Genomic DNA, 14,974 nt, shown 5'->3' with positions numbered 1-14,974 from the left:
CCGGCCCCGGCGCCGCGGCAGGGCGGCGTGCAGCCGGTCTCGGCACATCGTTCGCACCAGCACCAGACCCCGGCCGATTCGCCGATGTCCCGACAGGCGCCGATCCCCGGCATCGCCGCCGTCATCGCGGTGGCCTCCGGCAAGGGCGGCGTCGGCAAGTCGACCACCGCCATCAACCTCGCGCTGGGCTTGCGCGACCTTGGCCTCAAGGTCGGGCTGCTCGACGCCGACATCTACGGCCCCTCGGTGCCGCGCCTGACGGGCCTGCAGGAGAAGCCGCAGCTCACGCCCGAGAAGAAGATGATCCCGCTGTCGCGCTTCGGCCTGTCGATCATGTCGATCGGCTTCCTGGTCGACGAGGACTCCGCGCTGGTCTGGCGCGGCCCGATGGTGATGTCGGCAATCAACCAGATGCTGCGCGACGTGGCCTGGGGCACACTCGATGTTCTCGTCGTCGACATGCCGCCCGGCACCGGCGATGCCCAGCTCACGCTGGCGCAGAACGTGCCGTTGAAGGGCGCGGTGATCGTGTCGACGCCGCAGGACCTGTCGCTGATCGATGCGCGCCGGGGGCTGGCGATGTTCCGCAAGGTCAACGTGCCCGTGCTCGGCATCATCGAGAACATGAGCTACTTCCAGTGCCCGGAATGCGGCACGCGCTCCGACATCTTCGGCCATGGCGGCGCCCGCCACGAGGCCGAGCGGCTCGGCGTGCCGTTCCTCGGCGAGATCCCGCTGCACATGGACATCCGCTCCACGTCGGATGCCGGGAACCCGGTGGTGGAGAGCGAGCCGCACGGCCCGCATGCCACGATCTACCGGACCATTGCCGGCGCGGTCCGCGATCAACTCAAGGATGCCATCGCCGCGGCTTGACGCAGCGCAGCAATATACTTGCGACTATTGGACTGTTTGTCATTCCAACGTCGCGTTTTCGCTTAACCGGTTCCGTGCTAAGCCCGGCGCGGATCGCCTTCGACCGTACGCGGCCAATCGCGTCGGCGGATAATGTTTTTCACGGGAAACGCCCCCAACAAGGAGATGCCTTAATATGAAGCGTCGTGATTTTCTGAAGGTTTCGGCCGCCGGTGCCGCGGCGACGGCTGCGGTGGCCTCGCCGGCGATCGCGCAGTCGATGCCCGAAATCAAGTGGCGGTTGACCTCGAGCTTTCCGAAGTCGCTCGACACGATCTATGGCGGCGCCGAGTACATGGCGAAGCAGGTCGCCGAGATGACGGACAACAAGTTCCAGATCCAGGTCTTCCAGGCCGGTGAGCTGGTGCCCGGCCTGCAGGCGCTGGACGCGACGTCCAAGAACACCGTCGAGATGTGCCACACGGTGTCGTATTATTACGTCGGCAAGGACCCGACCTTCGCGATCTTCGCCTCGGTGCCGTTCGGCCTCAACGCCCGGCAGCAGAACTCCTGGCTGTACCAGGGCGGCGGCAACGAACTCGCCAACGAGTTCTACAAGAAGTCCAACGTCATCGGCTTCCCCTGCGGCAACACCGGCACCCAGATGGGCGGCTGGTTCCGCAAGGAGATCAAGACCGTTGCCGACCTCTCGGGCCTGAAGTTCCGCATCGGCGGCATTGCCGGCCAGGTGCTGCAGAAGCTCGGCGTCGTGCCGCAGCAGCTCGCGGGTGGCGACATCTATCCGTCGCTGGAAAAGGGCACCATCGACGCCGCCGAGTGGGTCGGTCCCTATGACGACGAGAAGCTCGGCTTCCAGAAGGTCGCCAAGTACTACTATTATCCGGGCTTCTGGGAAGGCGGTCCGACCGTGCACGCCTTCGCCAATCTCGACAAGTGGAACGAGCTGCCGAAGCACTATCAGTCGATCCTCGCCAATGCGACGGTCAATGCCAACACTTGGATGGCCGCGCGCTACGACCAGGTGAACCCGGCGGCGCTGAAGCGCCTGGTTGCCGGCGGCACCCAGCTGCGTCCGTTCACCAACGAGGTGCTCGAGGCCTGCCTCAAGGCGACCAACGAGCTGTGGGGCGAGATCTCGGCCAAGAACGCCGACTTCAAGAAGGTCATCGACGCGATGCAGGCCTACCGCTCGGACGAGTACCTGTGGTGGCAGGTCGCCGAGTACACCTATGACAGCTTCATGATCCGCTCGCGCACCCGCGGCTGATCGCAAACTTCAGATCGGCGGATCACATGAGCCCGGCCTCGCAAGAGGCCGGGCTTTTGCGTTGCGTTGCGACAACGTTTCGCAATGGCACTCCGTCGCAGTTTGATCCACACTGGAACACAAGCCTCACAAGAAGGCTGCCCAGGAAACGTGCACACATCACCCGAGGGAGGGAAGAGAATGAAGCGGAGAGACTTCATCAAGGTCACCGGGCTCGGCGCTGCCGGCGCGGCCGCGATCGCGGCGCCGGCCATCGCGCAATCGATGCCGGAGCTGAAATGGCGCATGCCGACCAGCTGGCCGAAATCACTCGACACGCTGTATGGCGGCGCCGAGATCATGGCCAAGGTGGTCGGCGAGGCCACCGACAACAAATTCCAGATTCAGCCGTTCGCGGCCGGCGAGATCGTCCCCGGCCTGCAGGTCCTCGACGCCGTGCAGAACGGCACCGTCGAGATCGGCCACACCGCCTCCTACTATTATTTCGGCAAGGACCCGACCTTCACCTTCGGCTCGTCGGTGCCATTCGGCCCGAACATGCGCATCAACCAGGCCTGGTACATGCTCGGCGGCGGTCGCGAGATCCTCAACGAGTTCTACGCCAAGTACAATGTGGTTTCGCTGCTGGCCGGCAATACCGGCTGCCAGATGGGCGGCTGGTTTCGCAAGGAGCTTACCGGCGTCAACGATCTCAAGGGCCTGAAATTCCGCGTCGGCGGCTTCGCCGGCCGCGTGCTGCAGAAGCTCGGCGCGGTGCCGCAGCAGATCGCCGGCGGCGACATCTACCCGGCGCTGGAAAAGGGCACCATCGATGCGGCCGAGTGGGTCGGCCCTTACGACGACGAGAAGCTTGGCTTCGTCAAGGTCGCGCCGCATTACTACTATCCGGGCTGGTGGGAGGGCGGGCCGATGCTGCTCTCCTTCGTCAACCAGGATAAGTGGAATGCGCTGCCCAAGCACTACCAGAAGATCCTCGAGCACGCCGGCCACTACGCCAACAACTGGATGATGGCGAAGTACGACCAGGGCAATCCGCCGGCGCTGCGCCGGCTGCTTGCCGCCGGCGCCAAGCTGCATGCCTTCTCGCCGGAAATCATGCAGGCTTGCATCAAGGCGGCGCGCGAGCTGCACAACGAGGTGGCGGCCACCAACCCCGACTTCAAGAAGACCTACGAGTCGCTGTCGGCGTTCGCCGGCAACGGCTACTCCTGGTTCCAGGTCGCCGAGATCGGCTACGACGCATTCATGGCGCGCAACCCGCTCGCCTGAGCACGCGTCGCTTCGCTTCTCGCGCAAGCGCAAGACAAAACCCCGGCGCAATGCGCCGGGGTTTTCGTTGTCTGAGCGATGGAGCGCCGCAATCATCACTGCTTCGGCGGATCGGTGTCGAATTTTGGCGGCCCGAAGTCGAGCGGCGGGGCGTCGATCTGCGGGATGTCGATCTTGATCGAGTTCGGATCGACGGTCGATGCGGTGCCCTTGTAGTGCATCACCATCGAGGGGAACAGGATCACCAGCATCACCATGATCAGCTGGATCACGACGAACGGCACCGCGCCCCAGTAGATCTGGCCGGTGGTGACCGGCTCCATCCGCTTGCCGGTGACGCGGTCGAGATAGGATTCCTTCGGCGCCACCGAGCGCAGATAGAACAGCGCGAAGCCGAACGGCGGATGCATGAACGAGGTCTGCATGTTGACGCCGAGGATGACGCCGAACCAGATCAGGTCGATGCCGAGCTTTTCGGCCGCGGGTCCGAGCAGTGGGATGATGATGAAGGCCAGCTCGAAGAAGTCGAGGAAGAAGGCCAGCACGAACACGAAGGCGTTGACGAAGATCAGGAAGCCGATCTGGCCGCCGGGCAGGGAGGTCAAGAGGTGCTCGACCCAGACGTGGCCGTTGACGCCGTAGAAGGTCAGCGAGAACACGCGCGCGCCGACCAGGATGAACACCACGAAGGCCGACAGCTTGGCGGTGGACTCGACCGCCTGGCGGACCAGGTCGAAGCTGAGCCGCCGCTTGATCGCGCCGAGGATGATCGCGCCGGCCGCGCCCATCGCGCCGCCTTCGGTCGGCGTTGCCAGGCCGATGAAGATCGTGCCCAGCACCAGGAAGATCAGGAACAGCGGGGGCACCATCACGAAGGTGGTCTGCTGCGCCATGCGCGACAGGAAGCGGTATCCGGTGATGCGCTCCAGCAGCCAGTTCACGACCGCGACGGCGAAGGCGAACACGATGCCGGAGAACATGCACAGCACGACGAAATCGGCGCCGTGATACGCGGAGCCGCGCATCACATACCAGCCGAACACGCAGGAGGCGAGGAACAGCACGCCCAGCGAGGTCAGGCCGCGGCTGCCGGAATCCTCGCGGAAGCCGATCGCCTCTGCCGGCAGGCCGGGCGCCGCCTTCGGGAAGATCATGCTCACGAGGAAGGCGTAACCGGCGTAGAGCGCGGACAGCACGAGGCCGGGAATGAAGGCGCCCTCGTACATATCGCCAACCGACTTGCCGAGCTGGTCGGCCATGACGATCAGGACCAGCGACGGCGGAATGATCTGCGCCAGGGTGCCGGAGGCGGCAATCACGCCCGAGGCCAGGCGCCGGTCGTAGCCGTAGCGCAGCATGATCGGCAGCGAGATCAGGCCCATCGAGATGACGGAGGCCGCGACGACGCCGGTGGTCGCCGCGAGCAGCGCGCCGACGAAGATGACCGCATAAGCGAGGCCGCCGCGGATGGTGCCGAACAGCTGCCCGATGGTGTCGAGCAGATCCTCGGCCATGCCGGATCGCTCCAGGATCAGGCCCATGAAGGTGAAGAACGGAATCGCCAGCAGCGTGTCGTTGTTCATCACGCCGTAGACGCGTTCAGGTAGCGCCTGCAGGAAGTCCGGACGGAATTCACCGAGCTCGATGCCGACGAGGGCATAGAACAGGCCGACGGCGCCAAGCGAGAATGCTGCCGGATAGCCGAGCAGCAGCATGACGACCAGCGAGCCGAACATGATCGGCGCCATATTGGCGATCAGAAACGCAGTCATTGAAGTATCCCCCAGCCCGCCGCTTACTTCTTCTCGATCGCTTCGACGAGGTGCTCGACCTCGGCCTCGATCCCGTGGGATCTCGCAGCGTGGGGATCAGGAATGAGCCCGCGCATCACGGCGATGCGCTTGATCAGCTCGGAAATGGCCTGGACCAGCAGGAACACGAATCCGATCATGATCAACGACTTTGCCGGCCATTGCGGCAGGCCGCCGGCGTTGCTGGACTGCTCGTTGATCTCGAAGGAGCGCAGGAAGAACGGCACGCTGGTGATGATCATGACGACGCAGAGCGGGATCAGGAACAGCACGTGACCGACGACATCGATGGTGTCGCGCAGCCATTTCGGCAGCATGGCGTTGATGATGTCGATGCGGATGTGCTCGTTGTCGAGCAGGGTCCAGGGCGAGCAGAGCAGGAACACCGCCGCGAACAACACCCATTGCAGCTCCAGCCAGGAGTTCGACGAGGTGTCGAGCGTCTTGCGGATGATGGCGTTGACGGTCGAGATGATGACGGCCAGCAGGATCAGCCAGGCCAGCCGCTTGCCGGTCCAGCTCGTGAACGCATCGATCCCGCGGCTCAATTTCAGCAACGCTTGCAACGCCGATCCTCCCCCAATGTCTTGCGACCGCCCATGTCTCGCGGCTGCCCCATGGCCCGTTCTTGGCTGCGCGGCATGCGGCGCAGCGGCCTATTTGGCCCGGCAGGCTCCCCAAAACCGGGGCACCATTTCAGCGCCCCGTGTTGCCGTCAATTGGAAAAATGGGCGAAAATGAGCGTTGCCGCAACATGTTGCAGTCTTGGCGAGGCTTCGCCGCGGGCTGTCGCAGGCCCCAGTTGCGCGATCGTCCTCCGCGGTAGCAGAGGGACGGTGATGCGCGCGGCCCCGGCTCTCGGGGGGAGACCGAGGGGGGACGCGCGACGCTGACGTCCGGCCACGACCCACCCACGCTTACAGCACCACCACGCCGGAGTGCTTGGCCTTGTTCTCCGGCTCGACGTGGATGGTGATCCAGCTGTGCTCGTCGTCCTCGCGCAGCGCGGCCTCGATGCGGTCGCAGATCGCATGCGCCGCGTTGACCGACATCTCGCCGGGAACGACGAGGTGAAACTCGATGAACGTCATCTTGCCGGCATGGCGGGTGCGGACATCATGGGCCTCCAGCGCACCGTCCGCATGCTGGCTGATGATCTGGCGGATGCGCGCCAGCGTGGTGTCGGAGACCGCTTCGTCCATCAGCCCGCCGGTCGACTCCTTGAGCACCTGCCAGCCCGACCAGAGAATGTTGACCGCGACCAGCAAGGCCAGCGCCGGGTCGAGGATCGGCAGTTGAAGCATGACGGCGAGGACGAGACCGACCACGACGCCGCCCGACGACACGACGTCCGTCAGGAGATGCCGGCCGTCCGCCACCAGCGCCGGCGAGCGCAGCCGCTTGCCCCTGGTGATCAGCAGCCAGCACCAGACGGCATTGATTGCGCTGGCGAGGCCATTGATGGCGAGGCCCTCGGTCGGGGCCGAGAACGGCCGCGGCGCGAACAGATTGCCATAGGCCTCGTGGACGATCAGCAGCGCCGCGACCACGATCATCACGCCCTCGATGACCGCGCTGAAATACTCCACCTTGTGATGGCCGAACGGATGGTTGGCGTCGGCCGGCTTCGCCGCGATGCGCACCGCGAGCAGCGCCACGCCGGCGGTCACGACATTGACGATACTCTCCAGCGCGTCGGAGTACAGCGCCACCGAGCCGGTGATCCAATAGGCGAAGAACTTCAGGCCGAGGACGAGCGTCCCGACCACGAGGCTGCCAGCGGCGAGCTTGAGCGACTGCGAATGCATGAGTCCTTCACCTGGGCCTGCGGAGTACCCAACCCGGCGGTGGAACGCAACGGTCGCTGCTGCGAGCGGGTCTCAGGACGCCGGTCGCCGTTGACGGCGCATCCGGCCCGAACAAGCAGAAAGGCCGTGCCCATGATCATGAGCACGACCTTTCATCTCGCAAACGCGCGAGCGGAGATCCGGACGCTTACTTTTCCTTGATGACCGTGGTCGTGCTGGTGCTGCCGACGGTCCCTTCGTCCTCGCACACCTTGGTCTGCTTGATGCGGTCTTCCGCCTCGACGCGGCTGGTGAACGCCATCGGCCCGATCTGGGTCACGACCTCGCGGTCGGCGGGACGCGTGGTGGTGATGGTGCAGCGATGGCTCGGGCCCTGCACGATATAATACTCGTCAGCCAGTGCCGTGGCGCCGGATCCGATGATCAGTGCGCCAGCAAGAAGAAGGGATGCTTTCATGGTCGTCTCTCCGTCCAGTGATGGGTCCAGTGCTGTCGAATGGAGGACTGAAGCGTGAGCGGATGTCGCTCGGCGCCGCGCGGTCCTCTCCGCGGCTGAGCAACTCGCTGGTGCGGCGGCAGTTCCGGCCTGCCGCAAAAGCTCAGTGTTGATGCGATGCACTGTCTGTCGCGATGGACGCGAGAGCGCGTCAGGGTATGACGACGCGATGTCGCCTCTGCCGTGAAGCGGCTGAAACTGCGAATGTCGCGACGCGAGGTCTGCACCTCGTCATTCCACGCTGTTCATGGGCGGCAGACGATGGCGTCCGTCATCGGCGCATGCCATGGTCCCTTGTGTCACGGCGGAGCCGGAGATCTTGCCGCGTGACAAGGCAGGCGCAGAGAAGCGAAGGGCTTTCATGAGCAGGAGAAGACGCGTTCTGAAGCCGGTCCCCGTCTTCATTCTGGCCGCAACCCTCGGCGGATGCCTGGCGAGCGCGGAGAGCATCAGTGGGCATTCGGGTGATGCGCCTGTCTCGGGGCCGCGGGTCGGGGGCTCCGCTCGGCCGGCGACCTATGATCCGGAGGTGTGGTACGAAAGTGATTTTTGGGGTCGCGAATGGCCCGACGGCTTCACCATCGACAAAGACATGACACTCGCCATCCGAACCAAGCCGGAGATCGGAGCGCCGAAGTCGGCTTCTTGTGCGCTCCGGGCCGGCGCGGCCTATCATCCTTGGAACACGAAGCGGGTGAAAGCGGACCGGCTGAGCTTCGTGACGTTCACGCGGATCAGGACGTATGAGCTCACGCGAGATCTCTCGACCGAGCTGTCGAAGTCGCCGAGTAATGAGTCGGTCAAGGTCAAGTTCAAGGCGGGGGACCGGTGGTCTGCGGTAGGGCCGGGAGCAGAGGGATTTTTCCTGATGCGCGTCGGTACGGATGTCTATCAAGCGTATCAGGACATGTTCGATGCGTCGGCGGAGATCGGCGGAAGGCCAGCCAAGGACACCAGCCCTGAGGATGACGAACACGAGTGGCTCCAGCTCCGCTGCGCCAACGGGGCGGCAGGCTGGATCTTCTACAACGAGATCAAGGACGCGCCGGGACTGTCTCTGCCGGACCAATGTGGAGAGGGCTGCGCCGAGGACCGCAAGCCGGCGCGGCGGCGGTCGCCGCCGTCCGCTTCAACGCGCTAGGTCGGGGCGCGCCGCCGGTCCCGCTTTGCCGGAGACGGCGAACGTCTCGATCAGGTGCGGTGTCAGCGGTGCCGCCGGGACGAAGCGCGGCTGCTGCGGCTGGCCTTCCCGGTATTTCGGGTTCTCCTGCCATTCGTGGCGCTGTGGCACCTTGTCGAGACCGATGGCGTGGACCTGGACGTCGTCGCCTTCGATGCGCAGCCGGAGGAAGTTGTTGTAGTGGCCGATGCGCAACGCGCTGAAGGCGTCGTTGCGGTTCATGCGCAGCCAGCGGCAGGTGATGAGCATGTTGAGGCCGAAATAGCTGCTGCCGAGCACGCAGCCGACCAGGCCCATTTCGAGAACGAGACGCCCGAGCCATGTCCAGACGCTGTACCAGGGATGGCCGGCGGGGAAGGGATCGCCGTTCATCTGGCTGAAGACGATGGCGGCGCCGAGCGCCGTGCAGATGTGGGCGGCCGCGTGGAGCACGCTCGTGCCGATGACGACCAGCGCCTTCTTGAACTGGATCGGCACGTTTTCCCGGTCGATGTCGTCGAACTCCGTCCTGATGTGACGGCGCTTCCATTTGTTGAAGATGTCGGTGAGCGAGACGTGCTCCTGCCGCGTGGTGTAGCCGATGATGCCGGCCGCGAACGCCAGCGCCACGAGGATGCGGATGTCGGGCTCGTCGCGCAGCCCGATCAGGACGCCGACGACGAAATACACCAGGCCCATGAAGATCGAGAAATCCCAGTTCGTCAGCGCGAACCACAGATTGCGCCAGACCAGGCCGCGGCTCGTCTGCATCGACGGGTAGGCCGCCGGCTTGTTGCCTTCATCCGTGTCGGCAAGCGTCAGCGGCAGCTTGGTGCCGGTCCAGCGCACGCTGACGTTCTTCTCCAGCTGATGGGTCGGGTGCAGGAAGGCGCCGCCGCCGCCCGAGGTGACGAACTGCGTGCCGTCTTCGGCGTGGTAGCGGCTGTAGTGATGCGTGTCGCCGGACAGCAGCAGCGGGATCGTCAGCGCCTTGTCGGCCTTCTTGGCGATGCCGAGGACGTAGTCGACGATCTCCCACGATCTCATATTGGTGTCGGTGTAGAGCCAGCCCGGCTCCGCCGTGCAGAGGATGATCTTCGACCCCGGCTTGAGCTGGTCCGACTGGGCGATGAGCTTGAAATAGTCGGCCTGCGGCTGGTCCATGTTGTCGGCGAGCTGGATGTCCATGCCCCACAACCACCAGCTCTCGGTCAGCTGGAGCGCGAAATAGCTGCGCTTCTGCTGCGTCCGCCAGGAGCCGAAATGGGTCGGCGTCGGCCGGGTGAAATAGGCCAGGAACTGCACCAGCCCGTCATACCAATCATGGTTGCCGGGGATCGCGAACATGGGAACGCCGTCGTCGTCGGTCTTGTCGTGGTCGGGCGAGGCCCATTGGTACGGCTTGCGCAGCTGATTGCGGTAGGTCTGGGCATTGGCCAGCGGATAGACCTCGTCGCCACCCATGATCAGCATCTGGCCGCGCGGCAGTTCTTTGCCGCCGAGCTTCAGCGCCTCGCTGCCGAGCAGGCAGGCCACCGCATAGGTGCTGTCGAAGCCGTCGCCGAGGTCGGCGACGAAGTCGATCCAGACCGGGCCCTTCGTCGACGGGCTGAGGCTCCGCGCGAACGCCGTCGCGCGCGCCATGTGCTCCTCGGGCGGCACCGTATCGAGCGCGGCGACCATCAGGCGCCGGTCGGCATATTGGCCGAACATCGCAGAGGTGACGACGTTGTTGAGCAGCTTGATCAGCAGCAGCGGATTGAACCAGCGCGTCATCCGCGGATAGGTCTTGGTGTCCTTCAAAAGATCGACGGTCATGCCAATGAGCCCTGTGGAGAAGGCGAGTCGAAAAGAGCTGAAATGAAACGTCGCGAGCTTAACAGGCGTCGATGAGAACTCAACTGCGACGTGTGCCAGCGCGATCGTGGCACTGCGTCTCGCGCGGCATCACGCCGGCCGCGTCGCGATCCAGATCACGTGACGGGCGCCGCCGCCGCCGCGGCCGGTGGCGCGGATCTTGATCTCCTCGGCGGTGAAGCCGGCCTTGCGCAGGCGCGGCGCGAAGCGATCGTCCGGATGCGACGACCACACCGCCAGCACGCCGCCGGGCCGCAACGCGGTGAAGGCTGCGCGCAGCCCTGCGGGATCATACAGCGCGTCGTTGGACTCCCGCGTCAGGCCTTGCGGTCCGTTGTCGACGTCGAGCAGGATCGCATCATAGCTGCCGCGCGCCGTCGAGATCAGCTTCACGACGTCGCCCTCGCGGATGTCGACGCGGGGATCGGCGAGGCTGTCGCCGGACAGTTCGGCCATCGGTCCGCGCGCCCAGGCGATCACCGCCGGCACCAGCTCGGCGACGGTGACACGTGCCTGCGGTCCCAGCACCTTCAGCGCCGCACGCAACGTGAAGCCCATGCCGAGGCCGCCGATGAGCATATGCGGGGCAGGGCGGTCCTTGATACGCGCGCAGCTCAACGTCGCCAGTGCTTCCTCCGAGCCGTAGAGCCGGCTGCTCATCAGCTCGTTCGAGCCGAGCTTGATCGTGAAGTCGCGGCCGCGCTGCATCAGCCGCAACGGCTCGCCGCCGCCGGGCACGTCTGCGGTGTCGATCAGCTTCCAGGGGAGCACGAGGGATCAGCCGCCGGTCACGCTCATGTGCCGGCTGACGCTCGGCCGGTTGTGGCGCCGGTCGATGATGAAGTCGTGGCCCTTCGGCTTCAGGCCGATGGCGCGGTCGATCGCATCGCTGAGCTGCTCGTCGCTGGCCGAGGCGCGCAACGGCTTGCGCAGGTCGGACGCGTCCTCGTGGCCGAGGCAGGTGTGCAGGGTGCCGGTGCAGGTGACGCGCACGCGGTTGCAGCTCTCGCAGAAATTATGCGTCATCGGCGTGATGAAGCCGATCGTGCCGCCGGTCTCGGCGACGCGGACGTAGCGCGCGGGACCACCGGTGGTCTCGTCGAGATCGGTCATCGTGTACTTCTGCGCCAAGCGGCTGCGCAGCAGCGACAACGGCAGATACTGGTCGATGCGGCCTTCGCCGATCTCGCCCATCGGCATCACCTCGATGAGCGTCAGCGCCATGCCCTTGCCGTGCGCCCAGTCGATCAGCGAGGGGATCTCCTCCTCGTTCATGTTCTTGAGCGCAACCGCGTTGATCTTCACCGCGATGCCGGCGGCCTGCGCGGCCTCGATGCCGGCAAGGACGCGGTCGAGATCGCCCCAGCGGGTGATGGTGCGGAACTTGTCCGGATCGAGCGTGTCGAGCGAGACGTTGATGCGGCGGACGCCGCAATCGGCGAGCTCAGACGCGTATTTGGCGAGCTGCGTCGCGTTGGTCGTCATCGTCAGCTCGTTGAGCGCGCCGCTCTTCAAGTGCCGCGACAGCGAGCGCACCAGGCCCATGACGTTGCGCCGGACCAGCGGCTCGCCGCCGGTCAGCCGGAGCTTCTTCACGCCCTTGTGGATGAAGGCGGAGCAGAGCCGGTCGAGCTCCTCCAGCGTCAGCAGGTCGGCCTTCGGCAGGAACGTCATGTCCTCGGACATGCAGTAGAAGCAGCGCAGGTCGCAGCGGTCGGTCACGGAGACGCGCAGATAGCTGATGCGACGGCCGAACGGGTCGGTCATCGGGCGCGTCAGGGCGGTTTCACTCAACGTCTCAGCGGTCATGGATGGCCTTGGAAAGTAGCAGCGCAGCGTGGCGGCGATGCCACGCGGCGACCGCGCGAGACACGCGGCCGGAGGTCTATACGGGCAATCTAATCATGATCCGCGCGGCTCACAATCGCGCAGCTCGTTGCTGCGCTGCACGCAGCTCGCGGCGCTTACTGGCGTGCGGCGCCTGGAACCGGGGCGGGAAATGCCGCCGACCCGGTGGTCGCAGGCGCGGCGGCCGGCGCCGGGGCGGCGGCGGATTTCTGCGGCTTCGGCTTCTTCGGTCGCATGTGCTTGACGGCCTTCGGCGCAGGTGCGCCCGGCGCCGGCTGCAGCTCGGCCACGACCGGGCTCGGATCCATCACCACCGGCGGCGAGGTGTTGAAGTCGCCGGTGTTGCGGATCACCTGCACCGGGATCGTCGCCGGCAGATATCTGTCCATCGTGAAGGTGACGCTGAAGCCGGAATCGGGCGCCGGAACCGAGACGGTGCAGGGGGTCCGGCAGCCCGGTCCGAGCGAGGTCTTGGCCTCAGCGCCTGGCGGCACCGATTCGAGCTGCACCGGAACTTCCGGCGCCGCCATCTTGAAGCTGTCCATGGAGAAGGACGAGCAGCCGGCCACGCCAGCTCCCGCAACCGCAATTGCGATGACACGCCGCATCATGATGTCCGCCCCACACGCCCTGCGGCCATCCGCCGCAATCCCTGTGTGACCATAGGAGTGTCAGAACAGCGGCGCAACAGCGGTCAACCCTATTCTCAACAGAACCTTGGCGTTCCCCAACCTGTTGCTTTTTGTTGCTGCCACAGACAGTTAAGGCGTGATTCTGCACTCGGATCGAAGCCGTTTCGGTGCAAGGCCGGTTGCAGGACGGCGCAAACTCTCTGTCAGGGAGAGATCGGCCCGGCAGCCGCGTTCCTCACCCTCACAGTCCCCTCATCCGATTTTCAGCGACGGCGCCAGCGTCGCCACCGCGGCCGGCAGCTCCCGCATGTGGTCGATCAGGTGGTCCGGATTGAGCTCCGCGATCGGCACGTCCGTATAGCCGAAGGTGCAGCCGATCACCGGCACGCCGGCGCGGCGCGCGGCGCCGACATCGGTCCCGGCATCGCCGACCATGATCGCGGCGCCGACCTCGCCGCCGGCCTGCGCAATGGTCTGGCGCAGGATCGCCGGGTCGGGCTTGGCGACGCCGAACGTGTCGGCGCCGCAGATCGCGGCGAAGCGGGAGGTGAGGCCGAGCTGGTCCAGCAGCCGCTTCGACAGCCATTCGAGCTTGTTGGTGCATACCGCGAACTGGCAGCCGCGGCCGGCGAGTTCGTCGAGCGCGGCCTCCAGCCCCTCGAAGGGCCGGGATTCGATGGCGATGTTCTCGGCATAGAAGCCGATAAAGTCGGCCGTGAGCTGTTCCATCTCGGCGGGGCTGGCAAAGCGGCCCTCCGCCTCCAACCCGCGCTCGAGCAGCTTGCGCGCGCCATGCCCGATCATCTTGCGCGCCGAGGCCAGCGGCAGCGGCCGCAGGCCTTCGCGCTGCAAGATGTGATTCAGCGCGTTGATGAGATCCGGCGCGGTGTCGACCAGGGTGCCGTCGAGATCGAAAACGATGGTGCTCGCGATGCGCATCGGTATCCGCTACCGGCCGGCCCGGGCCCTTGCAAGAGGCTGGTTCAAGCTTTTTGTCCGATTTCGTGACGGGGAGGAGCTAGGCCCCGCGGCAAAACATCGCTAGATATGCGCCGGTTTTCGGCCCCCGCTTCGGAGGGGCCTCGGCTGGGGTCGGGTTGTTGGTCGACATGGATGCATTGAAGCGGCAGGCGGCGGCGCGGGCGCTGGAGGAGGTCGAGAGCGGCATGCGGCTCGGCCTCGGCACCGGCTCGACCGCCAAGCATTTCGTCGATCTGCTCGGCGAAAAGGTGCGCGCCGGCCTCAAGGTGGTGGGCGTTCCGACCTCCGAGGCGACGCGGGCGCAGGCGGAAGCCTGCGGCGTTCCGCTCACCACGCTCGACGAGATCGACCGCCTCGACATCACCATTGACGGCGCCGACGAGATCAATCCGGCGCTCGACCTGATCAAGGGCGGCGGCGGCGCGCTGCTGCGTGAGAAGATCGTCGCCAGCGCCTCGGCTCGCATGATCGTGATCGCCGACGACAGCAAATGGGTCGCGCGGCTCGGCCGCTTCCCGCTGCCGATCGAGGTGATCCCGTTCGGGCTCGCGGCAACGCAGCGCGAGATCGCGGACGCCTTCGCCAAGGCCGGCGTGGCCGGGCCAATGAGCTTGCGCAAGTCCGCAGATGGCCACGTTTTCGTCACCGATGGCGGCCACTGGATTGTCGACGTCCGCCTGGGGGAGATCGAGGATCCCCCGCGTCTGGCCGGACTTTTGAGCGCAATTCCGGGCGTGGTGGAGCACGGGCTGTTCATCGGCCTCGGCAGCACGGCGATCCTGGCAGGCGCACAGGGAATTCGCGTTATCCAGCGGCCTTGAGCGCGGGTAGGAACCTGCGTTTTGGGCTGTCATCTCACAGGAGACTTGGAATGAAGAGCGTGTTCAGAATTCTCCCGGCCGCCGGCCTCGTGCTGGCTGTGGCCGCGGCGAGCCCCGCTGCGCAGGCGCAGGGCCAGCCGCCGGCGCTG

Annotated in this window: 14 protein-coding genes; 5 read left to right on the top strand and 9 right to left on the bottom strand. The window is 65.7% G+C overall.

The genetic code is table 11. From position 1 onward, the window contains the following. The 3 genes from BRAO375_RS10430 to BRAO375_RS10420 all read left to right on the top strand — a co-directional run. Positions 1-876 (top strand): Mrp/NBP35 family ATP-binding protein (locus tag BRAO375_RS10430; protein ID WP_035639883.1); only part of this gene is annotated, 876 nt, incomplete at its 5' end. Positions 877-1,051: 175 nt separating this feature from the next. Next, positions 1,052-2,143, top strand: coding sequence for a TRAP transporter substrate-binding protein (locus BRAO375_RS10425; protein ID WP_009027430.1), 1,092 nt, complete (start codon positions 1,052-1,054; stop codon positions 2,141-2,143). A gap of 180 nt (positions 2,144-2,323) precedes the next feature. After that, the gene (locus BRAO375_RS10420) at positions 2,324-3,412 is read left to right on the top strand and encodes a TRAP transporter substrate-binding protein (RefSeq protein WP_009027429.1); all 1,089 of its coding nucleotides are present in this window, start codon (positions 2,324-2,326) and stop codon (positions 3,410-3,412) included. 95 nt (positions 3,413-3,507) lie between these two features. Here the strand turns inward: BRAO375_RS10420 and BRAO375_RS10415 are convergent, their stop codons facing one another. The 4 genes from BRAO375_RS10415 to BRAO375_RS10400 all read right to left on the bottom strand — a co-directional run bounded on the left by BRAO375_RS10415 (position 3,508) and on the right by BRAO375_RS10400 (position 7,488). Beyond that, positions 3,508-5,184 (bottom strand): TRAP transporter large permease, encoded by a 1,677-nt coding sequence (locus tag BRAO375_RS10415; protein WP_009027428.1) that lies wholly within the window; start codon positions 5,182-5,184, stop codon positions 3,508-3,510. Between the two features lie 23 nt (positions 5,185-5,207). Then, entirely contained in the window at positions 5,208-5,789 is a 582-nt protein-coding gene (locus tag BRAO375_RS10410; RefSeq protein WP_009027427.1) for a TRAP transporter small permease subunit, read from the bottom strand. A 351-nt stretch (positions 5,790-6,140) separates the two neighbouring features. Then, positions 6,141-7,031, bottom strand: coding sequence for a cation diffusion facilitator family transporter (locus tag BRAO375_RS10405; protein WP_009027426.1), 891 nt, complete (start codon positions 7,029-7,031; stop codon positions 6,141-6,143). A 187-nt stretch (positions 7,032-7,218) separates the two neighbouring features. Beyond that, a complete protein-coding gene (locus BRAO375_RS10400) occupies positions 7,219-7,488 on the bottom strand; it encodes a hypothetical protein (protein ID WP_009027425.1) in 270 nt (89 codons plus the stop codon). A 358-nt stretch (positions 7,489-7,846) separates the two neighbouring features. Between BRAO375_RS10400 and BRAO375_RS10395 the strand changes: the two genes are divergently transcribed. Further along, positions 7,847-8,668: a hypothetical protein gene (locus BRAO375_RS10395; protein WP_139031355.1), complete on the top strand. Its 822-nt coding sequence runs from the start codon at positions 7,847-7,849 to the stop codon at positions 8,666-8,668. Here BRAO375_RS10395 and BRAO375_RS10390 read toward each other — a convergent pair. The 5 genes from BRAO375_RS10390 to BRAO375_RS10370 all read right to left on the bottom strand — a co-directional run bounded on the left by BRAO375_RS10390 (position 8,657) and on the right by BRAO375_RS10370 (position 13,962). Beyond that, entirely contained in the window at positions 8,657-10,504 is a 1,848-nt protein-coding gene (locus BRAO375_RS10390) for a metallophosphoesterase (RefSeq protein WP_009027423.1), read from the bottom strand. The two genes, BRAO375_RS10395 and BRAO375_RS10390, sit on opposite strands and share 12 nt — an antisense overlap. Before the next feature lie 129 nt (positions 10,505-10,633). Further along, complete coding sequence (locus BRAO375_RS10385) at positions 10,634-11,314, bottom strand: spermidine synthase (RefSeq protein WP_009027422.1); 681 nt, start codon at positions 11,312-11,314, stop codon at positions 10,634-10,636. 6 nt (positions 11,315-11,320) lie between these two features. Beyond that, positions 11,321-12,352, bottom strand: coding sequence for a GTP 3',8-cyclase MoaA (gene moaA, locus BRAO375_RS10380; RefSeq protein ID WP_009027421.1), 1,032 nt, complete (start codon positions 12,350-12,352; stop codon positions 11,321-11,323). A gap of 155 nt (positions 12,353-12,507) precedes the next feature. Next, on the bottom strand, positions 12,508-12,999 hold the full coding sequence (locus tag BRAO375_RS10375) for a hypothetical protein (RefSeq protein ID WP_244423160.1): 492 nt from the start codon (positions 12,997-12,999) through the stop codon (positions 12,508-12,510). A 276-nt stretch (positions 13,000-13,275) separates the two neighbouring features. Beyond that, entirely contained in the window at positions 13,276-13,962 is a 687-nt protein-coding gene (locus BRAO375_RS10370) for an HAD-IA family hydrolase (protein ID WP_009027419.1), read from the bottom strand. A 170-nt stretch (positions 13,963-14,132) separates the two neighbouring features. Between BRAO375_RS10370 and rpiA the strand changes: the two genes are divergently transcribed. Then, positions 14,133-14,825: a ribose-5-phosphate isomerase RpiA gene (gene rpiA, locus BRAO375_RS10365; protein WP_009027418.1), complete on the top strand. Its 693-nt coding sequence runs from the start codon at positions 14,133-14,135 to the stop codon at positions 14,823-14,825. Positions 14,826-14,974: the final 149 nt, after the last annotated feature.

The sequence above is a fragment of the Bradyrhizobium sp. ORS 375 genome (genome assembly GCF_000239775.1).
Lineage (GTDB): Bacteria > Pseudomonadota > Alphaproteobacteria > Rhizobiales > Xanthobacteraceae > Bradyrhizobium.
The sequence above is the reverse complement of the archived record's forward strand: the minus strand, read 5'-3'. Positions and strand labels throughout refer to the sequence as shown.

Excerpts from the sequence above, each read along its gene's own strand:
- BRAO375_RS10405 (WP_009027426.1), bottom strand. The coding sequence starts at position 7,031 with ATGCATTCGCAGTCGCTCAAGCTCGCCGCTGGCAGCCTCGTGGTCGGG.
- BRAO375_RS10370 (WP_009027419.1), bottom strand. The coding sequence starts at position 13,962 with ATGCGCATCGCGAGCACCATCGTTTTCGATCTCGACGGCACCCTGGTC.
- BRAO375_RS10415 (WP_009027428.1), bottom strand. The coding sequence starts at position 5,184 with ATGACTGCGTTTCTGATCGCCAATATGGCGCCGATCATGTTCGGCTCG.
- BRAO375_RS10425 (WP_009027430.1), top strand. The coding sequence starts at position 1,052 with ATGAAGCGTCGTGATTTTCTGAAGGTTTCGGCCGCCGGTGCCGCGGCG.
- BRAO375_RS10375 (WP_244423160.1), bottom strand. The coding sequence starts at position 12,999 with ATGCGGCGTGTCATCGCAATTGCGGTTGCGGGAGCTGGCGTGGCCGGC.
- BRAO375_RS10390 (WP_009027423.1), bottom strand. The coding sequence starts at position 10,504 with ATGACCGTCGATCTTTTGAAGGACACCAAGACCTATCCGCGGATGACG.
- BRAO375_RS10400 (WP_009027425.1), bottom strand. The coding sequence starts at position 7,488 with ATGAAAGCATCCCTTCTTCTTGCTGGCGCACTGATCATCGGATCCGGC.
- BRAO375_RS10420 (WP_009027429.1), top strand. The coding sequence starts at position 2,324 with ATGAAGCGGAGAGACTTCATCAAGGTCACCGGGCTCGGCGCTGCCGGC.
- moaA (WP_009027421.1), bottom strand. The coding sequence starts at position 12,352 with ATGACCGCTGAGACGTTGAGTGAAACCGCCCTGACGCGCCCGATGACC.
- rpiA (WP_009027418.1), top strand. The coding sequence starts at position 14,133 with ATGGATGCATTGAAGCGGCAGGCGGCGGCGCGGGCGCTGGAGGAGGTC.